The following is a 22182-nucleotide window of genomic DNA, read 5'->3' as shown; positions in this document are numbered from 1 at the left end:
ATTGAGAGCGAGATTGAAGATGCGACAAACCGTTTGAAATCAGAACTCTTCGTCAACCGTCTATTCATCGTGGTGTAGGGCGATCCTCGAAACACTGCTGAAACAGGTTGGGATACTTTTTGTAAATAGCGTCGTGGGCAAAAAGAAATCGCTCGCGATAGTACTGGCAAGCTGCCTTAGTCATATCGTCATTCCTGCTGAAGCTGGCAATCCAAATCAGCGGTCCAAGCCAGTTCACATTTGCAAGAGCTTCTTCGCGTAGCAACTGCAATGCTCCGTTAAACGTTCGGTTCTCGTTTGCGCCTGTCGCCGCGAAATAGTTGTCCGTTCCACCGTGCATTTCAGCCAGGCGTACTTGTGCCATCGCGAACATCTTCTCTCGCATGGCGGGGTCGACGTTTGAAAATGCCGCGTGGAGGTATGAGGCGGTATCTCCTACTTGGCCGTCCGAGTGAGGTAGTAACCAGAACCCCAAGTTCACGTGAGCGGTTCCACACTCCGGGTACAATCGAACACATCGGCGAACGATGGGTTCAACTGATAAATGGGTAGCGTCGGTTCCCTTCGAGATGTCAAACAAGAGTGAAAACACAGCCATCGGCGGACGGGGGCTACGGAGCAATTCGAGGCAGATCCGTTCGCATTCCTTCGATTGTTTTTCAAACTCGACTTGTGCTGTGGCAAATTGCAGTGGCGAAATCCCTTGGTACGCTTTCCAAGCCTCCGCTTTCAAGAGAGCAGCCGCAGCCAAGTTCGCTGTGACACTTCCAGTAGCCTTCCACTCTTCAAATTTTTCGAAGGCGTCATCGTATAGAACGAGTAGTCGATCGTATTCTTTGATCTGCATCTGGTAGCGATCTTCATCCCAAGTCGCGATATCGTAATCATCGCCAATGCTTTTCAATCTCGCCTGACTCGCTCGTTCGCCTTCACTACGCGCGAGGATAGAATTTTCGCGAAGCTCTCGATAGTACGTTTGTTCGTTCGTCCAACTGGTAATCAGGCCGTCGACGATTGTCTGAACGTATTTGTTGTAAAGTTCCTCAGGAGGACGCGCCCAATAAAGATCCATCGGCAAAGCCCGGATCGTTTCCGCAACGCGATCAATATCTCGACGATCTTCTTCAGTTCCTAGCATCCGGAATCGAAACCAGTCGACGACTTGTTGGGAATCTGGTTGTTCCCAAGGGTTTCGGTAAATCACTCGAATGGTCGGAGTTTTCGATACGGGGTCGAGGTAGGCAATTCGCGACGCATCCGCCGAGACGGCAAGCGTTGGACGTTCTGTGTTCTTTAATGAGGACTTAGCAAGTGTGTCATCGTCAAAAAGTTCAGTGGGGCAGGAGAATCCACCCTGGTTGCTGTTGTGATCCCATAGGCACCATCTAGCCTCGCCCGTTTGAAGTCGTCGCAAACCAACGACAGTCATGCCAGGATAAGACCTATACTGGCCAGCCCGTTGAGGCCAAGCGGAAACTGCACGCCATATCATGCCGTTGATTTGTTGAAGGCTAATTTCCTCGCCCTCTTCCGGTTCTGATGAGCTGTGATGGATGCTAACGTCATCAAACCAATTGCGGCCATCGTCTGCCCAAGCAACCGTTGTAGCAGCAGACTCGAATTGAGTTTCCGAAACAGAGGAAACCGTTTTCGTTCCAGCTTGCATCCACACGGTCGCTGGTTGGTTGCCCAGCATGGCGATGAACGCGTCTCCGGTGGAGTTGATCGCCACACTTTGACGTCCCACGTACTGTGATGCGGGACGGACTTGAGCTCCCACCGCTACCCATTCTTCTGCGTCGCCATCATTCCAGAAGACGTTACCTTCCGGCGTAGTCGCGAGCACCACATCAGCGTCAGCGGCAGCAACGACGTAGTCCAACCCGCCGTCCGGTGTCGAGAAGCTCTGTTGTACTTCTCCCGTTTCCAGATCTAGTCTGGCCGTCTGTTTTCCAGCGACTAGCAATAGCTCCGAGCGATGGGGTGGTGTTTCGGATCCTTCAGCATTCTCATTTTTTCCCTCATTCAATTCGACACCCCAGTCGAAAGTGTTGACGATATCCGACCCGAAAGCGGTGACTACCAAGTGCGTCGGATCGCCAATCGACCCATGCGGGACATTCCACTTCCATAGCACACGTTGAGATTGGCTGTCCGATGGGGTCAGCAGTGGAATGTCTTTTTTCCACGCTTCGGCAAACGCGATTGCGGTCACTGTCGCACCATCGCAAACGAACAAGCGATCACCATTGCTCGAGAATGTGAACGACACCGGTCCTGCTGGGACATCCAGCCTCGCAACCTCGAGATGAATCGGTTTCATCTCAAAGGGATGAATCGCATTGGTGCCTAATGCTCGAAGAAAGCGACGCCAGTCCTCGCCTTGTAATGTCTCGGGCGCAGGAAGTTCCTTCTGATCAATTTCATCGAGAGGTTCAAGATGCAATCCGTCTAGCGATGCATAGACCGGAGGACGGCTTACAGTGAAACCGTTTCGCGATATCGGCCAATCAAAACGTCCCTGACCTGAATCAACGAGACCAAAGGATGTAATTTGCTCTGGATCCAATGAGGCTTTTGACGGCGAGTTATCGCAACCAGCAACCAACACCATTACAAGCGTACAAACGAGTCCTATTCTTCGCATCACTCTTCACTCTCCAAAGACAAAACGGTCGGTTCGGTATCTTTGGCACGGATTTCACGGAACACATGCGGAGTCAACATCAGAAAACTTTCTTCCGATATCGGCACAAAGCTTCCATCAGGGTTCATCATGTTGGGCGTGAAGCGACCGAAATTAGTGATGAAAGCACCCGTCGAAGCTCCTTTGAAGATTGGAAACATCATCCCATCGGGGCCACGGCAATAAAGCGGGTTCTCCGGTGATTCTTCAGTAACTAATCGACCACTTCCAAATAGGTCACCTTCCAGAACGGCCGGGATTTCGGTTCGAATCAGTTCAAGCTTCAAACCTCTTAGTTGTCGCATCAACGCCCGAACGGCCGGTCCATCTGCTTTGGAATCGACAAGCGTTAGTGTCCTCAACGCGCTTTGTCCCCCGTTCGCTATCGTCGTAGCTAGCGACATGTCCAAATGAACGCTGCTTAGCGACAGCGTTTCGAGAGCAGGCATCGCGGCAACTTTCTTGAATTGATTTGGCGTCAAAGTCGATCCGTTCAGTCCGAGGGATCTCAGTTGTTGGCGATTGAGGATTTGATCTCCTAGGCTTTCATCAATCGAAATGTCATGAACATTCAATCTGGTGATCGAAGGTGACTTTAAGGCATGGCGAACGGATGCTTCCGTTGCTTGCGTTTGAATTAGCGTGACTGATGCTAAAAAGCTTGGGTCCATGGACAGAAACGCATCGTCATTAATCTTTGAATCTTGGAAATCAACAAGTGTTAACTTCTTGTTGTTCAACAGTTTAGTGAACCCGTCCGGCGAAACCAAAGTTCCGTAGAGGCGTAAAGAGCGAAGCGCCGAGTACTCGGGCCAGTCGTCAATCACCGAGTCGTCAAGGTACTTACCTCCCACAGCGATCGTGGTGAGACCATGAAGTCCGGATAAAACGGTGTCTTTGCAAACGGGTGCATCGATCACTAGTTGTTGCAACTTCGGTAAGTCTTGTATTGTCAAATGGCGATATGACGCTGCGTCCAATCGAATGGGAGTAACCCACTGCGGCAGATTGATTAAACGTAGGGCATCGCAATGCGGTAGATGGGTTCGATCGGGAGAGTTCTCGTTGGGCAATCGATCCACCACACCGCGAACGTGTTCGTGATTTTCAATTCTCAAGCGTTGAAGCTGATAAAGATCGCCGTGCCAACGTTCAAGTTTAGGCATACCAGAGATCAGCTTGCCGATCTCTGCTGATCCTAGTGGGTTTCCCTGCAAAGAAATGGTCCGAAGCGTTGAATCGCCGGATAGGTGTTCAATGTCTTCAAGGCGGAGTCCGCAATCGTGCAGATAGAGCTCTTGCACACGATCGTTCTTTAACAGTCGACCGAGCTTGGCTCCTTGCAGCGGAACTGTTGAGTAGTCGATCTTTTCAGGGCCATCCGATTGTACGATTCCCTCTACCAGCGCTTCGGTAGCCTCTCGTGAAATCTCATCGAATTGTTTCCCGCCTGTGTAGTACGACGAATTAGTTGAGAACACAGCGGGATAGAGGTTTCGAAAACGCGGAGTTTCAGTCAATCGAATTTGTCGAAGATCAGGAGCATAAATGGTTGCTTCTTCGAAGGCTGGTAGTTGGTGACCTGTCAACGATTCGATCCACAGCGTTCCTGGCACAGATTGACGCCTAGCAAGTCGAAGTATTGTCTTGAATGAGTACGACTGTATGGATTTCAGTTTCGGAAGATTGCTTAAATCAAGTGAGCACTTCTGCATAATCCCGATCGACAGCAAACTGAGCTGAGGGCAATCATTGACGGTGATTTTTAAGATCGAACTGTTCTTTCCACGGTCCTGTGAAATGAATTTGAGTCTTTGCAGTTTCGGCATCGGTGGCAAGACAAACTCGGCGTCCGTGCCAGGCATCGGTCGCGGTAGTTCGAGGCACGTTAGGGACGTCATCGTGGTGAAGACCGGTGAATTGGAAAGCGGCGACAACTCGACGCCTGTATCGATCAAGCCGAGATATTTCAGTCGGGACACAGCTTCAATTCGCTGTTCAAAGAGCCGTTCGATAGTAATGTGCGAGACATTGGTGCGAGAGAGCACGAGGTCTCGTAGGTTGTCGAGCATGCGGATTCGGGTCAGCGTTGAATCGTCTAATTCGCGTCCCGACAAATTGAGTGACGTGATCCGAGGGCAATTTGGCAATGGAGCTAGTTGTTCGAGATCGTAATCACCACCACCAATAGCGAGCACTCGCAAATGCGGAAGCGATATAGCGGTCGAGACATGTTGATCCTTGGGAGCTTTTAAACTCACCATCGTGGTGCGGAGCAAGGCTTCCTTCAACGATTGGTTTAACAAGAAATCGGGCATCCAATCCGCGATAATCGCTGGAATAATTGCCTCACGAGTAAATGAAGAATCCGGACCCATCGCTTGGGCCGTCTTAAGGTCATTTCCGCTGGTTCGGTTCTGCCATTGGTAGAATGCAAGAGGCATGGCAACAGTCCCGGTTGCCAGCAACATGTCTGCGATCCCGAACCGAATGTTAACTCGATTGAGTCGCTGCCAGTGTGTGGGCGGTGGCGTGACAATTTGACCTTCATCTTGTTCGACGTTGGACTTCGGTTCGACGGTCGATCCGCTACGCTTGCGGCGAACAAAAAAAACTAAGCTCGCAACGCTGGTGATGATTAACGATCCGACTCCTACATTGCGCAACAACGCGGCCGTCGACCACCACACAAACGGTTCGTTGTTTGCGATATCGTCATAACGAAGGTAGAAGTCCTCTGGCCACCCCGCCGCCACCGGTAATGGCGGGCTATCAGAAAGGACGTACGCTTCGCCCTCCCATTGCTGTAGCTTTCCTTCCGTGTACACGCTCTTCAAACGCATTGGCAGATTGCCGGCGAGCAGAAGCACACCCAAGACCAGTCCCGAAATTCCAAGGTGTTTCAAATAGCTTCGCATCGCTAAGTCCCCAGCAAGTTCAACTACGTCGTGTTCTTTGTGTTGTGACGGCGAGTCGTCGACGGCAATCAAGTGCTGATAGTTTTCCGCCTGCCCCGGTCAATACCGAGCATTAACACGCCCCCCAAGGTAGCTATCTTAGCTTGGGCATTGAGTTCTCGGTTGGGTCATGAAAGGGAAAATTCGCGTATGAGCAGAAAATTTTTGATAGTCGGGAATACCGAAACCGTGGTGGGTAAGGTTCAAGTGAATAGCGTCTGACCAGACGTGTCATCGGTCGTTTCAAGAATCGTTAACTCTTCAAGATTGACGGTTCCTCAGGGAGTGTTCGATGAATCATTCAGGCATCATGTTTCGTCCAGACCGGCTGCAGAATTTGGCTCCTGGTCTAGGCGGGACCTTGGACGCGTTTCTAAAGGTTTGCCAAGTTCAACCGCGTCCATATCAAAGCTGCATCATCAGTGAAGTGCTGCAGCAATTTGGCCAAACCGGACGCCTGCCCAACGAACGTCCTCTCTCGAGCGTGTTGATTGAAAGTCCTACTGGCAGCGGCAAGACGGTGATGGGGTTGGCTTCCGCTGCGATGATTCAGCAGCTCACCGGTGCTCGCGTTGGTTGGGTTGCGATGCGACGTAACTTGTTGGCTCAAGCGCAGGCAGAGAACGTCGCACGGCGGTTCGGTGTGCGGATGGAGCTGATCAGCATGTTCGACAAGGATCCTCCGATGGTGGACTTGCTAATTGTCGATGAGGCTCAGCATGACGCAGCAACCAGCATGGCGAATTTGCATAGCAAGATCCAACCCACTTGGACCCTAGGGCTTTCAGCCACGCCTTTTCGCAGTGACCGCGTCAAGCTCTGCTTTGACCATGTCATCCGCGACGCCGGAATCGCGATGTTGATCGCCGATGGTTACCTAAGTGCCTATGATCACTACACGATCGATCAATACAGTCCCGAAAGTGTTGGGAAATTACTCATCGACGAGCCTTGCAAATGGGGTAAGTCGTTAGTGTTCTTTCATCGTCGAGAGCAGTGCCTTGGATTGCAACAAATCCTGAGCGATGCCGGTATCAAATCGGAAGTTGTCATGGCAACTTCCGATCGCGACCGACAACTTGACGACTTCGCCGCCGGTCGAATTGAAATCTTGATCAACATGGCGATCTTGACCGAAGGTTTCGATTGCCCCGAGTTGAAGACCGTATTCTGCCGTCCAAGCGGCAAGGGATGCACGATCCAGATGGCTGGTCGAGTACTACGGACGTGCCGCGATGTACCTCGCAAACAAGTCGTGCAATGCAAAAGCACAGCTCATCCGATGATGCGAACTGCGAAACCGCGTGAACAGTACCTTTGGACGGACGCAGGTTGGCGAAGCATTCAAACCAATGCAAATCTGGACGCCATGACGATGGTTGCTCGTCGACGGGTCGCCAGGGCTGATGTGGCGTTACCAAGCGTGGTTGCCATGCACCGCGGGCGTCGAAGTGCGTTCTGGCAACGTGACGCTTCCTGATTTTTAGTTACCCCTTCCCGTTGGTCTCCCTGAAAGGAACCCGATATGAATGCTTTGACAAACGCTAGCCGTACCACGTTCACCTACGGCTATGCCACGGTTGCCGATCTTAAGGTTCGTGAAGTGAAGCGATCCGAAAGCGGAAAAATCAGATTGGAAGAACTTGAGATCGACGGAACGCCTGTTCAAGCAAGTCGTCGGTTTTGGCGTTCGTTCTTTTCTCGCTTTAAGATCGCAGAAAACGTGTTTCGATATTTTACAGCCGAGGAAGTGTTTTCGAGAATTCATCAGCAGAACCACGATGATTCGTATCGCTTCTGCATCGCGGAAACGATGAGCGAGGGGCAAGTAACTTCCAGGAAATTATTGGCCGTTACCAACCCCAATCGACCGGTGATTCGATACAACGAAATCATCGACTTGGTTGAACAACATAGCGGTCATGAGGTTCGCTACCACGATGGATTAGTCACCAGCACTCACATGCCTCAAGGCAGGACACGTGAGTTCCAAATTGGCGGCGACCACTTTCGAGACCGGTTTTGTTTAGAGACGCCGATCGATGGATACGGTCATCCGCGGTTATTCCTGTCCATGCTGCGGCTGATCTGTAGTAACGGGATGGTGGGTTACTCGCGTGCGTTTCGTAGCGACATCCCGATCGGCAAAGAGATGAATCACTGTATCACCCGCGCGCTGCATTCGTTCGACAATGGCGACGGGTATGCCGCACTACGTCAGCGTTTCGAATCAGCGCAGAATTCTTGGGCTTCCGTGCATGAATGCTTGCAGTTCGGAGCCCTACTCGACAAACTGTCGCGAGAAGGCCAGTTGACTCAGTATGGTCTGTTAAGCAGTTTTCGCACCGTGGCGGGAGACCTTGGTGAACTCTACGGCCTCGCGAATATTGAGGCACTCAGCGATAAGCGACGTCGCATTTTGCCGAGCCAGACGCGGGTCTACGATGTGCTCAATTTCGCTAGTGAGGTTGCGACTCACCACGCCAAGGCTGAGGGAGCAAACCGCATCCAAGCGTTTCTCGGATCACTCATTTCAGAAGAGTATGATCTAGAGGGAACAGCAGAGGATGCGGCGGAGTTTGACGATTTCTTTGTCGATAGCAGTGACGAGATTGTTCGACAAAGTTTGAACTAAACAATGCACTGTTGAACGGCGCTTGTGAGTCCAGCAATTGGATCACGGACCGGTAGGAATTCGTGAGCAAAGTAGCCATCGAAACCGGTGTCCGCAATTGCCTTTGCAATCGGTGGGTACAGTAATTCCTGCGTGTCGTCGAGTTCATGACGACCGGGATTGCCCGCAGTGTGGTAATGGCCAAAGAATTGGTGGCTGTCTTGGATGGTGCGGATAATGTCACCCTCCATGATCTGCATGTGATAAATGTCGTACAGCAACTTAAAATTATCGCTACCGACTTGTTTGACCAACTCAATGCCCCATTTGCTGTTGTCGCACATGTAATCGGGGTGATTCACTTTGCTGTTGAGCAATTCCATGTTGAGGATCACGTTAGCTTTTTCAGCAACGGGAACGATTTTCTTGAGAGCCTCGACGCAGTTCTTCATTCCCTGCTTCGTACTGATGCCGCGAGCGTTTCCGCTGAAGCAGATCACGTTGCGCCAACCTTCCTTGGAAGTGGCCTCGATGGCCGTGTTCATTTCTTTGAGACAATCGTCATGAAACTTTGGATCGCACAATCCATTGGCAAGCGAGTGCGAACTTACCATTGTGCAAACAAGGCCGTGCTTCTTGACGGTTTCGAATTCCGCTGGTGAAAGCAAATCAATGCCCACCATTCCGAGCTTCGCAACTTCGGCAGCGAAGGGGTCAAGTTCCATTTTGGGAAAGCACCATTTGCAAACCGATTGCTTGAGGCGGCCGGATTTAGCATCGACGGTGATAGGCGCGTTTTGAGTCTCGCCACCAGCGGCTGGATTGGCTTCCTGCCCTTTGGCTGTGGACACAACCGATGCTGCGGCGATGCCGGCGGCGGCCATGACATTGCGTCGACTGATTTTTTCGCCGCGATTGTTTGGTGAGGAAGGGGTTTGGTCGGTCATGAGTGTTGCTCGGGTTGAGGTTGATGAACGATTGAAAAGATTGATTGAGGCGAGACCTCTATTGTGACCCAGTGGTTACGAAGAAGAAAGTATTACCGCAGTCGCCGAGCCTTCGGAGGTATGGGAAAGGCACATCACGTGCGGCTGATCAAGCGAGCGAGCGTTTTCCAGAAGTGGCAACGTACGCTTGCGATCAGACGATTGAATTGTCGGAGGAATCTTCTTGTGGCCAAGTGTGAGCAGCCCCACCGCAATGTTCACGCTTCCGGCGGCCGCACCGGTGTGTCCCAAGGCAGCAATTGGTGCGGTGATTGGACAATCCGGCAGCGTCGAGCGGATGGCCTGAGCTTCGCACGCGTCAATCGAAACGTCGCCGCACGCTTGGCTGATGACAGCGCCAATATCCGAAGCGTTAAGATTCGCTTGGGCAAGCGCGTCTTGGATCGCTAGTTCAATGGCCTTGGCACTGCCCCGCCCCGCCTCGACGGACGATGCGGTGGACCGAATGCCGTTTTTCATAGCAGGCGAAGCAACAAATCGAGAAACAAGTGCTGAGATTCTAGCAAGAGGTTTGGCATCGCGAGCGTCTAGCTGCGATTGCGTTTCAAGCACAAAGGTGACCGCCGCTTCGCCGCCGACAACGCCACGCGACGTTGGGTCATAGGGGCGTGATGCCAATTCAACTGGGGAAAAGGTTTCAGCGATCGGTAAGTCGCCACGGTAGTTCATCCGTGTGGTATTGATCCGCGTTCCCACCGATCCAGTAAGCATCAGCTTTGCGATGTTTCGTTGCAAACAAGATTGAGCTTCCATCATCGCCGCAGGGCCGGACACGTCACCCAAGACAAGCGAGTTATTGGGGCCATGGGCGCCAAGCGAGATACCAACGTGGCACGCCGGCATATTGGGCAGGTACTTGAGCATCCAAAGAGGCAGGACCTTCTTCATCGCTGCCCCGCCGAAGAGTGAAGCGTCGAACTCGCCTTGTTCGTCGTTGCACGCTAGGAACGCGTCTTGCATTTCCGATGGCGGTCCATAGAACATCTCGCTACCGAAGACCGTGCCGACATCGCTACGATCGAGGTCTGAGTCGTCGGACAATGGAAAATGATCTGCAACGCCCGCATCCTTGATCGACAATTGCGAAGCAGCAAACGAGGTTTGGATTTCTCGGCACATGACCTTTAACGCTTTCCGCGGGGTCACGTAAAGCTTGGCATCAAAATCCAAAATTGGTGCCCCAATCCAGAGGCCAGCGGCAGGATTCTTCGGGTCTAAGTCCTGCTTTCTGGGAACGGCACCTTCGTCCGTGCGATCAGCCAACGAAGTGACTCCTGATCGTTTCTCGAGCAAGCCTTCGAAGAAGGCTTCTTTGCCAATACCAATCGACGAAACGATGCCGAGTCCGGTGATGAAGACGTTTCGGGCGGACATGGACACGTTAGTTCAGAGGACGAGAAAAGATCAGTGCTGGAATCGATGGCTGGCCATTATGATCGCCACCATTATGAACACGAAGGTTTGGTATGACCAGTTGCAGAATTATTTCTGAATCAACGATTTGTCGTAAATCCGGTGAACTTTCGTACGTTTTGCCCCGCCTCGTTCGATCGTGCCTCGCGAAAGCGAGTTACTTTCGAGCACCCACGAGAACTCGCCGACCTGAATCCCAAACGTGATCGCGTCGGGCAGGATCCGTGCCAACGTGACGAGACCAAGTCCCCACTTCTGGTATTCGGGCAGCACATTCGTGCTGATCAGACGCAAGCGGTCGATCTTACGTTTGTCTTTTAGCAAACTGATCCAGCCGAATGGGAAGATCTTCCCATCAATCTTTCTGATGATTTGGTTGTAGTCGAGTAACCCGAAACCAGCTCCCACCGGTTTGCCGTCGATCTCGGCAATGCTGGTTAGTTCTGGGACGATCAAGTACTTCAGCGAAGCGCTTTGATGATCAATTTCCGCTTCGCTCATTGGCACATAGCCCCAAGTTTGTTGGAGCGAGAGGTTGTAGATTTCTAAGAACGACCGGACATCCTTCTTGAAACGCTTGCGATCGATGGGACGACACTCGACATTAAATCGTTTGGTCGCTTCGTTGATGACAAACATCAGTTTGGGGTCCAAGTCTTCGAGCGTGTCCATGTGCGCGTCGTAGCTGAATAGATCTTGGCATTTTTCAAATCCGCACGCCTCGATGAGGTCGCCGTAGTATTCGAGATTGTGAGGAATCAAAAACGTCGGCGGCGAATCAAATCCTTTGATCAACAAACCGCATTCGTAATTAAGGCTCGGATTGACCGGACCGCGAACGTCCGTCATGCCTTGATCACGCAACCATTGGCCAGCGGTTTCAAAGAGACACTCCGCAACGTCACGGTCGTTGATCGATTCAAAAAATCCGAAGAAGCCGCGCTGTTCGTTGTAGCGTTCGTTGTGATCGCGATTGATGATCGCAACGATTCGCCCCACAACTTCAGAGCCTCGAGTCGCCAAAAAAGCCTGGCACTTGTTGTCAATATAGAAAGGGTGGTGCTTGAATCCACAAAGTCGCTTGCGTTCGTCCCAGATCGGCGGCACCCAATTCGGGTCGTCGCGATAAAGTGTTCGTTCAAGCTGTAGAAAGGCTCGCCGTTGTCGAAACGTAGAAACGGGATGGCATGCCAATGAACTCATAAGGTCGGAATCTTCGTGGATTTAAGCGGAGCGTATATCGATCGGGGCGTGTGGTGTTTCAGTCGCCCGGCGGTGCGTAAGATGGCTACGAAGGAGCGAACGAGGCCAAGTGGCTTTCGCGAGCTTGGTATCCTTCTTGGCCAATCAACATAACAGAGATCGAGAATTTGATGAGTGAGAGCGAGCGAGTTGTCTTGCGAAGTCCATCGAATCCCCAAGTCAAGCATCTCGTTCGCATGCGAAACAACCGTGCTCGACGCAAAGCGGGGTGCGTCATCGTTGACGGTTGGCGAGAGACTTGCCAGGCAATCTCGGCAAAAATGGTGCTTAAAGGACTCTATTTCTGTCCTGGCGAGCTGAAACAGGATGACGTGGCGGGACAGGATGACGTGGTGGGACAGGATGAATGGCACGATCACCACTGGCGAGACCGGGTGCTGAGCGACTCGGCTGCATCTAAGAAATCGGTTTGGGTTAGCTCAGCAATACTGGACAAGATTGGATACGGGGAATCATCTCGGGGGGTGGTTGCTGAGTTTGAGCGTCCGGCGACCTCGTTTGATACGTTTGGGTCTAAGCTAGCCGCCCTCGGATCGCCCGATCCTGTCATCTTAGTCCTCGACCGGATCGAAAAGCCTGGGAACATTGGCGCAATCTTTCGCACCGCCGATGCCGCAGGTGTGGACGCCGTTTTGATCTGTGATGGTGGTGACTCCTTTCATCCCAATGCGATCCGCAGCAGCAGCGGCGGCGTGTTTCATGTTCCATGGGCCGAAGGAACTTTCGAAGAGGTCGCCGGATATTTGCAATCCATCAATGCCCGCATCATGGCCGCTCGCGTCGAATCGTCCGAGTCGTGTTGGACAAAGGACTACTCGGGTTGCATCGCGATCGTGGTAGGTAACGAAGCGGACGGGCTGCAGGATCGATGGTCAAAGGTGGGCGGGAAATTGACGGAAGGAATTCATATTCCTATGGCTGGCCAAGTCGACAGCCTGAATGTTTCGGTCGCTGCAGCGGTGCTCGCTTTCACGGCGAAACAGGCACGATTGACCGCGAAGTAGTGCCATTTGTTCAGTTTCGATAGCGAGAAGGCCGGGTTATCCGAGCATTTGCGACAACCGGAGCAAGACAAAAGATCGCTAGACGTGTTGGAAACAGCAGAATCGTTAATGTCGCAACAATCGGTCGTCGATACTTCTACGGACGGACATTTCGGGCGTGAATTCGCTCGGCGTGTTTTCCGGTGTGCCGAGGGGGGCGCATCGACCTAGATCGCTCGGACGCAAGGATGCGGCATGCGTGACCCATACGTAAAAAACAAAGTTCACACTCACCGAAAACGCCAGGTGATCGCTGCCGCGATCGCGATGGCGGCCGGAACCGCTTTCACGGTTGGTTCGGTCCAAGCGAGTGATCCCACGCAAGCTGGCGCTCGATTGCCATTGCCGTTAAGTGCTGCATCGCAGCCAAGCTCAACGGGCAACAGTTTGCAGGTCAATCCATTCTGCTTGCCAGATGAACCGGCGGTTCGCCGAGACATCCAATTGGCTTCGGGAAGCGAATCATCGTCAACCATTCGGCTTAAACCGATCGGTGTTGCGATTGGTTTGCAAACACCCACGGACGGAGAGCCTCGACGCGTCAACGCACCCGCAATGACGATCGAGACTCCTGAGCCGACCCCGGTTCAAACCAATCCGATGGCAGTCGAATCGAATGCGTTGGCGTCGCAGCCAGTCCTCGATTCAACGGTGACTCAAGTCACCGGCGAAGTCGAAGCGAGCGAGCAGGGGTCTCGCACTTTCGAGAGCCAGGATCGCCAGATCAATTCGCCACAAGCTAGCTCGATCATTCTTCTGCCGATGAAACGTACGTTTCTCAACGCAGATGAAATCGCGAGCGATGAACGGCAGATTGTTGCAGAGGCGGTACCGCAAGCTCGTCCAAGTCATCCCGAGCCCATGGTGATTCCCCAGGCTCCTGAATACACGCCTGTCGAAATGATGGATGAAGTGGTTCAGGATGACTCGGAGTTGGTTCAGGCAACCGACGTGGACGACGAGCCGGTCATGTTCTCATTTTCCGATGGCGGAGTGGAGAACTTAGACGAAACTGAATCGTTAAGCGAAGATTTCGCGGACGACGACGTTGCGGATTTGGTCGTCAAAACAGAATCAACGGCTCGACCATCGAACGATCTTGCTGGATCGGCCGGTGTCGAACCTTTGAGCCTAGATTCCATTGAAGATGCACGCCCGATTGGCGATGACGCTGCACCACGCCGGAATCAGTATGTGAAATCTCACGACGAAGCGTCGATCGCCAAACTCACTCGTTCAAGCGAAAAGAGTTTGCAGTCTCGACGATACCGACCACCGGTCGCAGTTCAACCCATGACAATCGCGATTGAAGACGTCGTCGCATCACCCGAGTTTCAGGTGCGAAGTGCGGAAGACACCGGGGTGGAGCTAAGTAAGACACATGCTGAAAAGCTTGTGGAAAACACAACTGTCATTCCGCTGTATCTCAACCGTGCCGAAGTGCGATCACTCACGCTCGGCGCACAACTTCGCAGCGTGGAAGTTGCTGACAAGAACGTCTGTCAAGCGTTTGCAGCCGGGCCGAATCAGTTAAGGCTGATCGGAACGGGGAACGGCGTGACCAGGCTGGTTGTATGGGCCGAGCCGATCGAAGGACGCAGCACACCTCGCGTCAAGACGTTTGACATTCATGTCAAAGACGAAGTCGAAACTGGCGGTGTCCAAGCCGGTAACCAAATCGAAATGTTGAACCAATCCATTGCCAATGCATTTCCCGATGCAGATGTGTTGGTGCGGCAGGGACAACAAGAGTTGATTGTGATCGGACGTTGCGGAAGCGAAGCGACCGCGAAAAAAATCCTTCGCATGGTGCGTAAGGCCTGTCTCGCTCCCGTCGATGACCAATTGAAAGTGCGCTGAGCTACCGTTCGTCGCAATATCCACTTGAATCGGGTTACGCCCGAATAACCTTACCCTTCAAATTTGATTTATCACGTCGCGAATCCATCGCACCGATAGTTAACGAGGTTCGATCATGAAGATCCATTCTTTCCACCCCTGCAGTCAAAGTGTTCACCAGAATGCTTCGCGAGTCACTCGACTCTTGATGATTTGTGGTGCCGCTTTCATGGGCTTGGCTTCGTCTTCTGAGGCGATGGCTCAGTCCAGCTCTGGGTCGCAAGGCGGCAACGCAGTGCGAAACGGATTGTTCACGCATGGTGGTGAGGACTATCGAGTCGTCGATACGGCCTCGTATCGCACCAGTGCTGACCAAAAAGAACAAAGTGCCATCAAGCAAGTTGGTTTGCTCCAGCACGCGTCAGGTCACTGTTCAAGCTGTGGCACCAGTTCATGTGGTGGCTCGTGCGGGACAATCAGCATGGCGACCGGAACTTGCGGTTCCTGTGGTACGTCTTGCGGAGGCCGATGCGGACACCGAGTTAGTGGTCTGTCATGCAACGGTGCTTTCGCGAACAGTTGCGAGCCCTGCAGTCCATATCGCTATGCTTCGGTGGAAGCGATGTACTTCAAGCGTGACAACGACGACTTCAGCTTGAGCCCTAACTTTGGCATGGACGGCTTCGATTACGAATGGGCACCGCGAATCACGATCGGAATGGTCGGCGATTGTGTCCACGGCTATGAAGCCAGTTTCGTTGGACCACTTGAGTGGCAGCAACGTGGGAACGACGCTAGTGCAACTGACAGCATTGGGACCTTCTTCGGTCGAACCCTTGTCGGTAACGCAGCCACCACGCTTGGAACAGACTTGTCTTTCTTGACGGACGCCAGCGTTGCAGACCAAAGGCTGAGTGCCGAGTACTACAGCTTGGAAGCAAGCAAGACCTTGGTGGGTTGGGAAATGGCGAAGCTCCTGATCGGTGGTCGATACATCAACTACGATGAGGACTATCTCTACGCTGCGACCTCGGGTACGTCCGGGCAAACTGGCAACCTGAATATCTCAACCGATAACCAACTGATCGGTGTTCAAATCGGAGCGGACTTGCTGTTCCCGATCAGCCGACACGGATTCAGCGATACTCGAATGCGAGCAGGGGTTTACGCTAACAACGCCAGCACGGATCAAAGCATTGTTAAGAGCACCGGTTACTCGATTGCAGACAGCGACAGCTCGACTGAAATCGCTGGAATGTTCGAACTCGGAACGGGAGTTCGCTACCAACTTGGCGAAATCCTTTCGGTGCGAGCCGGTGCCGAGTTGTGGTACCTAACCGGTGTGGCAACGGCTGATAGCCAAGCCTCGTTCACCGCGGCTCAATTGACTCAACGTCAAGGCGTTCAAGCTGAAGACGACATCCTGTTCACTGGATTGTCGGTCGGTGCAGAGCTTCGCTACTAGACGCAAAGCAAACTGAGCCTCGACGCCACTTGGTGTCACCCGTACTTCGTCGAAAACCCGAGTTTGTCCTTCGCTCTTAATAACAGAGCGACTGGCTCACTCGGGTTTACGCGTTTTGGTCTTAAGGCGTATTAGCTTTAGAACTTATTAGCTTTAGGGCGTATTGGGCTTCTCGTCGTCATCCTTTGCGATCTTCTTCTTTTTAAGCCAGTTGCGAACCGAACGACCTGCTTGTCCCGTGATCGAGTGGTCGTTTCCAGGTGTGATGGAGTTCTCGGTGATCTTTGTGATCGCCTTGTAAATTTCGCGTCCGCAATAGTTGCAAACAACCGGTGGTTCGGTGACTTCGTGTTCGCATTGTGGGCAGAAGAACTCGATCGTTGGCCGCATTGCTGCTTCAAATAAACCGCCGACTTGTCCGGCTTCAAACCATGTCGAATCATCTTTGCGAATCATCGTGGTTCGAATCACCTTGCCCTCACGCACCAAATCTAGAAGTTCCTTGGGACGAAGGGGACCTATGTCTTCGTGGGCGTTATCGCGCTGGATGAACCAATCAGTCACGTAAGTTCTCAGATGGATTCAATGTGAAGGCTACGACGACGGCGTTCTTTTCGACGTATGTCATCGATCAAGCCCGAAACGTTCCGTACATTTGCAATTCCAAGCATTGTCAAGCTTGGGTGTGTTCGGTCACTGCCGGTAAGATTGATGGTACCGACATCAAACATTCGTTCGATAGGGCCCTGATTGAAACTGACGTCGTCGATGTCGATGACCTCGATGCGGTCCGTTTGGCGATGAAGAATGCCGGATTGGTGGATAAAACGCTGGTTGGTTAGTTCGTAGTGATACCCAAGTCGGCGCGCGGCATAACGAATTGCCCCCACTGCCCAAAGCACAACGATTGCACCAATCGCCATCATCCACGTGAAGGGTTCAAACAGTCCAGCCAAAACCAAAATCAAAACGGATAACAAAGCCATCGCTAGCCATGTGCCCACCATTGCTTTGGGGCTAAAGCCACCAGTCCAGACGGTTTCTTCGGCTTCGTCGTGATCCAGTTCGGCTTGCTTCTTGGCGGCAATCGAATCTTGAAACTTCTCACCTGCGGTTGGGCGACTTGGTGGTGCTTGTGTAACGTCAGCTTGATCGATAGGTTTTGGCTGACCATCGGGTTCAGACATAGGTTGGCTTTCTCTCGGGATGGCAGGTGTGATTCGACTTGCGGTGGTTAACAAGTTGGCAACAATATGGCAGCCAGGCAAGAAGGTGCTCTGCTTTGGGCCTGCTCCTTAATATACCCCAGTCGATGGACGTGCGTCAGTTCGTCACTTCGGTAATCGTTTTTCTAGGTCTTCTATGCGTTGCCCCTATTGCCAAGTCGATAACGACCGCGTCCAAGACACGCGAAATGCGGATGGCGGGTACTTAATTCGACGGCGTAGGATTTGCAATTCTTGCCAACGACGGTTTGTGACCGCGGAAACGATTGAAAAACTGAACGTTCGGGTGGTCAAGAGTGACCAAACCCGCGAACCCTTCGATCGGGAAAAAATTCGCCGCGGAATCGAACGAGCCTGTTCCAAGCGTCCCATCAGTAGCAGCACCATAGAATCGGTCGTCCAGGCAATTGAATCGGACATCTACGCCACGTATGAGTCCGAGGTAACCTCAGCGGAGGCAGGCGAAATCGTTATGAAACACTTGGCGAAGCTTGACCAAGTTGCTTACATTCGTTTCGCAAGCGTGTATCGCGAGTTCGATGATGCCGACGATTTTATTCGTGCGATTTCTGTCTTCGTGGATACCGAATCAGTCAAACCTCGACACGACGAAGACTAGTTTCACGTCCGGTGATTGTTTTCTGGCATTGCTTCGCTCGACCATAAATTCCTACACCACAACATCTGTTTGCTGTTCGTTGTCTTTGGAGTTTCGATCCATGTGCCGAGTGTTCCGTGTGCCCGTGTTTGGCATTTGTTTGCTAGCTTTCTCGGTTTCCGCTCAAACCGCAACCGCGCAGTACAGCAGTCCTCCTCCTGTGAACCAAACACGGGGTGCAACGTTGGGTGGCCTTGCCGGCGCCGTAGCCGGGGGCTTAATTGGCGACAACAATGGTGAAGCCGGTGCCGGCGCCGCGATCGGCGGCGTGATTGGTGCCGTGACCGGAGGGATTCTTGGGAACGCAGCCGACAAAGAAGCTGCTTACAACCAGCAACGCCAAATTTATGCTCAACAGCAACAGCAAGCCGTAGTGGCTCAGAGCTCCGTTTCTCTGAACGATGTCGTTTCGATGAGCCGCAGTGGACTTAGCGAAAACGTAATCATCAACCAAATCCAAAGCCGTGGTGTGATTGCTGAACCGCAAGTATCCGACATCATCGCGATGCATCAGCAAGGGGTCAGCGAACGAGTTATTTCTGCGATGCAAACGGCTGCTGTGGGGCGAACGCAGGTTGCACGGGCGTCTCAGTACACACCCCCGCAGCAAATCGTGATCCCCGCACCCGTGATCGTTGAAGAACGCATTGTCGTTCCCTACTATCCGCCGCAACGCGTGTACTATCACCACCACCATCACCGCCCCGCTCACCCACGAGGAGGCGTTCATATCCGTTTCTAATATGGTCTCGGATCGTCCAAGCAAAAGCGTGCCTGTCCAACCGAGTTCGGGGCACCCGAGTAAATGGGGTACCCGAGTGAGTGAGTGCGGAAAACGAGCACGTGCAAGTTGACATGTGCGAATGCAAGTTACCGTGCACTGGCGCAAGTTACCGTGCACTGGCGCAAGTTACCGTGCACTGGCGCAAGTTACCGTGCACTGGCGCAAGTTACCGTTCACTGGCGCAAGTTATGGTGCACTGATGCAAGTTACCGTGCACTGATACGAGTTACGGTGAACTGATACGAAAACGTTCGATTTGCTGATGCAAATGCCATTGATCAGGGTCATCCATGATCGCTTGCTTTTCAATGGCCAATGCTTGATCGGGCTTGTCCATTCGATATAAGACTTCGGCCAAAGTGTCGAGGTAAATCGAACTGGCGGGCTCAAGATCGACTGCTTGGCGAGAAAGACGCCGTGCCAGTGGTAAATTGTGATCGTTCTTTGCTGCCACCCAAGCCAGATTGTTGCATGTCATTGCATCCAACGGGAACTTAGAAACCTGCTCTGCTCCCTGTTGAAGAATCTGCTTAAGGGTCTCGCTAGCGATGCTGCCCATGCCAGACTCTCGCATGAGTGGCAACAGTCGTTCGGCCAAATCAATGTCGACTGGATCAAGTGACAACAGGACATCAATGGTGCGACGAACTTCGTCCGCGTCTTTCTCTTTGATCGCGGCCTCTAACGCCCAACGATGAACGTAAATTGGTAGCGCGACAAAAGCACTGTCGCGAAAGTCTTCCGACGTGATTAATCGGGTCATCGCCAAGTCAAACCAACGTGCCGATTCCCCTGGCGATTGGTCGCTGGTGATCATCGCATAACCGCGTGCTGCGTTGTAGAGGCGGATCTCGTCGCCTGAAGCAAACAGATGCATCGCGAGGCCAGATTGATAGATGTCTTGCACCCACTCAACTTCACCGAGTTCGGTTAGGTATCCCGCGACATCATCATTGAACGATTCTGAAGGTCCACACAGCATGAAACGCAATTGCTGTTCTCGTTTAATTTCACCGGCTTCATCACCGCGTCGTCTCGCGATGGCAAGCAGTCCCACCATAGCCTTCCCGGCAACTGAAATGTTGGACTGGGACGCAATAACTCCGGTGGAACTGTCCACTCGAAAGAGATTGTTGAGGATGGATTCGTATATCTCTTCGGCCAAGTCCAGGTCCCCAGCATGAAGAGCGCGTTCGGCGACTTCAACGACAGCGTCCGGGTCACCCGATTCAGCTAGAGCATTAAGGCAAGACGTTGCCGCATTGGATTGGCCCAATCGCCAGAACATTTGAACGATCTCGAGGTTCGCTCGAATTGAAAGCGGAAGAGGTGCTCCACGAGCCATCTGTTGACGAATCATTCGCATTCCCGCCAATCGGTTCACACGTGGTGTGACCACGAAACTAAGCAACCGATTGATGTCGACCGTGGAATCAAAGTCCGGCGGAAGGTCTCCTTCAAGAAGTGATATGACCGACGTCACACGTTGGTCCATCGACCAATGCGGAAACATCGCCACCAATGCCTCGTAGATGATTTCAAAAGTCGCTTCGCTGACGTTTTCCAGGGTTGTCGAAAGCAGAATCATGCTGGCTCGCGAGAGTTTGTCTTCGTTCTCGTCGTACGCCAGCTGACGGATCCAATCTCCATTGCGAGTGTCTGTCAATTCGCTAAGCATTTGGTCTCGCACTCGGAAGTTATCCGCCCCCGCAGGCAATTCACTCAATCGTTTGGCAATAAGCCATCCAGCATCGTTATTGCCCGTGGCAACCAGTAAACGCATCAAGACCAGCAGTTTCTCGACCGGTTCACACAAGTTAGCGGTCTTAACCTTCGTTTGCTCTTCTATTGCGGAGTCAATCCAGTGGTGTAGTTGGCTATCAATTTCAGCCAACGGAAATCCTAGCACCTCGAACGCCATCTCCGGTCGTGCCGCATGCAGACACAACTTAGACTTCTGGATCTGCGCGGATTCGGGGAAGCAGCGAATCGCCTCGTCAATCTTTCCGTGAATCGCCAAGCACTTCCAACGCACGTTGAGCGTTCTCGCGGCTTCAGCGCTCTCTGGGTCAACTCGCAATAGTTCGCGTACAGCTTCGTCGACGAGTGTGTCTCGATGTGATCGCGATGCGGCGACCAAGGTATCGCACCATCGAATGGCATGTTCGTAACTGTTGGGTTCCGATTGGAGGGCTAACGCGTGAGTTGCATCGCAGATTTCGTCCCAGCGGCCAGCCAGCGAAAGTGTGTTGATGCGGTGCGAGTCCTCGATTTCTTTTTCCGCCAACGTCAACGCTTGGTCGAGTTGCCCCAGCGATGCGAGAAGCATGATCCGACGTTGCCGCCGTTCCGATTCCGTCCACATCGAAGACGAGCTAGGCAGCAGATTCGAATCGTCAATGGGTACTTCAATCAACTGCATTAATCTAATTCGACACAAAGCAAGTTCGTCCGAATCCGTGACCATGTCTAGCAATTGCAACAGAGTCTCGGTTGATCCGGTGTCATAAGCAAGCTTTGCATACAAGGGGAACCGCTGTAGAAGCGCAACGGTAATTCGCCGGCTAATGGTTTCTCGGTTGATGGTGCCTGCGGATTCTTCCACAGCCACCACTGCGGCTTGAAATTGTCCTCGGTTAAGCAGACGTTCTATCGCACCCGGCGAATCGGAACTTCGCAGCAGACGCGAAATTTCCGGTGGAGTATCCGGCAGTGCACCGCGCCGCCACTGTCGGAGGATCCACTTTGCTCGACCAGAAATTTCAGGGTCCGAGTCTCTTGCCGCTTGCTGGACAGCGTCACGTGACCCTTCCCGATCTTTCCACATTTCGAGGGTAGCGATGTGGCGTTGCGCATAGTCGCGATCGGCTAGGCCGCGGATGCGATCCTCTTCGATTTCGCCAACGGATTCTTGGCTAGGGGTTTGTTCACTAGTGGGGACTGGTGCATTGAGTGATTTTCCGTCGCCCGTGGGGATAGTGCCCATGGGAATCGTCCCAGCGGGAACAGGCCCAGTGCGACTAGAGCCAGCGTCTTGCGAATTTGCACTTAGCGGTAAAGTGGCAAAGAATAGGGAAAGCAACAACGACTTCCCAAGGAGCTTTTCCATGGCGTCTCGCCGCATCGAAAGCAAAAAGTTCAATAACATAGGAGTACTGTCGTCGCCATTTTATGCAAATCCTGCCCCAGCACAAAAACGGCTAGCATTCACCTTTGGAAGTTTAGTT

Annotated in this window: 15 protein-coding genes; 7 read left to right on the top strand and 8 right to left on the bottom strand. The window is 52.6% G+C overall.

Annotation, left to right across the window (positions count from 1 at the left end; genetic code table 11):
* Window positions 1–64 precede the first annotated feature (64 nt).
* Entirely contained in the window at window positions 65–2650 is a 2586-nt protein-coding gene (locus tag Pla22_RS01825; protein ID WP_146513074.1) for a hypothetical protein, read from the bottom strand.
* Window positions 2647–5604, bottom strand: a complete 2958-nt coding sequence (locus tag Pla22_RS01820) for a hypothetical protein (protein WP_146513073.1) — start codon at window positions 5602–5604, stop codon at window positions 2647–2649. Before Pla22_RS01820 ends, Pla22_RS01825 begins: the two co-directional genes overlap by 4 nt.
* 331 nt (window positions 5605–5935) lie before the next feature.
* Between Pla22_RS01820 and Pla22_RS01815 the strand changes: the two genes are divergently transcribed.
* Window positions 5936–7123, top strand: coding sequence for a DEAD/DEAH box helicase (locus Pla22_RS01815; RefSeq protein WP_146513072.1), 1188 nt, complete (start codon window positions 5936–5938; stop codon window positions 7121–7123).
* Between the two features lie 45 nt (window positions 7124–7168).
* Window positions 7169–8278 carry a DUF932 domain-containing protein gene (locus Pla22_RS01810; RefSeq protein WP_146513071.1) on the top strand — a complete coding sequence of 370 codons (1110 nt, stop codon included), beginning with the start codon at window positions 7169–7171 and terminating at the stop codon, window positions 8276–8278.
* On the opposite strand, the gene Pla22_RS01805 is transcribed toward Pla22_RS01810, so the two are convergent.
* From Pla22_RS01805 to Pla22_RS01795, 3 genes are all read right to left on the bottom strand, one after another.
* Entirely contained in the window at window positions 8275–9204 is a 930-nt protein-coding gene (locus tag Pla22_RS01805) for a hydroxypyruvate isomerase family protein (RefSeq protein WP_146513070.1), read from the bottom strand. The genes Pla22_RS01810 and Pla22_RS01805 overlap by 4 nt on opposite strands.
* A 75-nt stretch (window positions 9205–9279) precedes the next feature.
* Window positions 9280–10638: a beta-ketoacyl synthase N-terminal-like domain-containing protein gene (locus Pla22_RS01800; protein WP_146513069.1), complete on the bottom strand. Its 1359-nt coding sequence runs from the start codon at window positions 10636–10638 to the stop codon at window positions 9280–9282.
* A 108-nt stretch (window positions 10639–10746) separates the two neighbouring features.
* Complete coding sequence (locus tag Pla22_RS01795) at window positions 10747–11880, bottom strand: N-acetyltransferase (protein ID WP_146513068.1); 1134 nt, start codon at window positions 11878–11880, stop codon at window positions 10747–10749.
* Window positions 11881–12050: 170 nt separating this feature from the next.
* Here Pla22_RS01795 and Pla22_RS01790 point away from each other — a divergent pair, with 170 nt between their 5' ends.
* The 3 genes from Pla22_RS01790 (at window position 12051) to Pla22_RS01780 (ending at window position 16287) form a co-directional block, all read left to right on the top strand.
* Entirely contained in the window at window positions 12051–12944 is an 894-nt protein-coding gene (locus Pla22_RS01790; protein WP_146513067.1) for a TrmH family RNA methyltransferase, read from the top strand.
* 234 nt (window positions 12945–13178) lie between these two features.
* Entirely contained in the window at window positions 13179–14843 is a 1665-nt protein-coding gene (locus tag Pla22_RS01785) for a pilus assembly protein N-terminal domain-containing protein (RefSeq protein ID WP_146513066.1), read from the top strand.
* A gap of 115 nt (window positions 14844–14958) precedes the next feature.
* A complete protein-coding gene (locus Pla22_RS01780; RefSeq protein WP_146513065.1) occupies window positions 14959–16287 on the top strand; it encodes a hypothetical protein in 1329 nt (442 codons plus the stop codon).
* Between the two features lie 153 nt (window positions 16288–16440).
* Here the strand turns inward: Pla22_RS01780 and Pla22_RS01775 are convergent, their stop codons facing one another.
* Window positions 16441–16851 (bottom strand): DUF4339 domain-containing protein, encoded by a 411-nt coding sequence (locus Pla22_RS01775; protein ID WP_146513064.1) that lies wholly within the window; start codon window positions 16849–16851, stop codon window positions 16441–16443.
* An 8-nt stretch (window positions 16852–16859) separates the two neighbouring features.
* Window positions 16860–17474 carry a PH domain-containing protein gene (locus tag Pla22_RS01770; RefSeq protein WP_146513063.1) on the bottom strand — a complete coding sequence of 205 codons (615 nt, stop codon included), beginning with the start codon at window positions 17472–17474 and terminating at the stop codon, window positions 16860–16862.
* Window positions 17475–17649: 175 nt separating this feature from the next.
* Between Pla22_RS01770 and nrdR the strand changes: the two genes are divergently transcribed.
* Window positions 17650–18132 carry a transcriptional regulator NrdR gene (gene nrdR / locus Pla22_RS01765; RefSeq protein ID WP_146513062.1) on the top strand — a complete coding sequence of 161 codons (483 nt, stop codon included), beginning with the start codon at window positions 17650–17652 and terminating at the stop codon, window positions 18130–18132.
* A 100-nt stretch (window positions 18133–18232) separates the two neighbouring features.
* Window positions 18233–18913 carry a glycine zipper domain-containing protein gene (locus tag Pla22_RS01760; RefSeq protein ID WP_146513061.1) on the top strand — a complete coding sequence of 227 codons (681 nt, stop codon included), beginning with the start codon at window positions 18233–18235 and terminating at the stop codon, window positions 18911–18913.
* A 268-nt stretch (window positions 18914–19181) separates the two neighbouring features.
* Here Pla22_RS01760 and Pla22_RS01755 read toward each other — a convergent pair whose 3' ends face one another.
* Window positions 19182–22103 carry a tetratricopeptide repeat protein gene (locus tag Pla22_RS01755; RefSeq protein ID WP_146513060.1) on the bottom strand — a complete coding sequence of 974 codons (2922 nt, stop codon included), beginning with the start codon at window positions 22101–22103 and terminating at the stop codon, window positions 19182–19184.
* Between the last annotated feature and the right edge of the window lie 79 nt (window positions 22104–22182).

Origin of the sequence: Rubripirellula amarantea (genome assembly GCF_007859865.1) — a bacterium.
GTDB classification, from domain to species: domain Bacteria; phylum Planctomycetota; class Planctomycetia; order Pirellulales; family Pirellulaceae; genus Rubripirellula; species Rubripirellula amarantea.
The sequence above is the reverse complement of the archived record's forward strand: the minus strand, read 5'-3'. Positions and strand labels throughout refer to the sequence as shown.

Excerpts from the sequence above, each read along its gene's own strand:
- Pla22_RS01815 (WP_146513072.1), top strand. The coding sequence starts at position 5,936 with ATGAATCATTCAGGCATCATGTTTCGTCCAGACCGGCTGCAGAATTTG.
- Pla22_RS01805 (WP_146513070.1), bottom strand. The coding sequence starts at position 9,204 with ATGACCGACCAAACCCCTTCCTCACCAAACAATCGCGGCGAAAAAATC.
- Pla22_RS01755 (WP_146513060.1), bottom strand. The coding sequence starts at position 22,103 with ATGTTATTGAACTTTTTGCTTTCGATGCGGCGAGACGCCATGGAAAAG.
- Pla22_RS01785 (WP_146513066.1), top strand. The coding sequence starts at position 13,179 with ATGCGTGACCCATACGTAAAAAACAAAGTTCACACTCACCGAAAACGC.
- nrdR (WP_146513062.1), top strand. The coding sequence starts at position 17,650 with ATGCGTTGCCCCTATTGCCAAGTCGATAACGACCGCGTCCAAGACACG.
- Pla22_RS01810 (WP_146513071.1), top strand. The coding sequence starts at position 7,169 with ATGAATGCTTTGACAAACGCTAGCCGTACCACGTTCACCTACGGCTAT.
- Pla22_RS01770 (WP_146513063.1), bottom strand. The coding sequence starts at position 17,474 with ATGTCTGAACCCGATGGTCAGCCAAAACCTATCGATCAAGCTGACGTT.
- Pla22_RS01760 (WP_146513061.1), top strand. The coding sequence starts at position 18,233 with ATGTGCCGAGTGTTCCGTGTGCCCGTGTTTGGCATTTGTTTGCTAGCT.
- Pla22_RS01795 (WP_146513068.1), bottom strand. The coding sequence starts at position 11,880 with ATGAGTTCATTGGCATGCCATCCCGTTTCTACGTTTCGACAACGGCGA.
- Pla22_RS01780 (WP_146513065.1), top strand. The coding sequence starts at position 14,959 with ATGAAGATCCATTCTTTCCACCCCTGCAGTCAAAGTGTTCACCAGAAT.
- Pla22_RS01800 (WP_146513069.1), bottom strand. The coding sequence starts at position 10,638 with ATGTCCGCCCGAAACGTCTTCATCACCGGACTCGGCATCGTTTCGTCG.
- Pla22_RS01820 (WP_146513073.1), bottom strand. The coding sequence starts at position 5,604 with ATGCGAAGCTATTTGAAACACCTTGGAATTTCGGGACTGGTCTTGGGT.
- Pla22_RS01790 (WP_146513067.1), top strand. The coding sequence starts at position 12,051 with ATGAGTGAGAGCGAGCGAGTTGTCTTGCGAAGTCCATCGAATCCCCAA.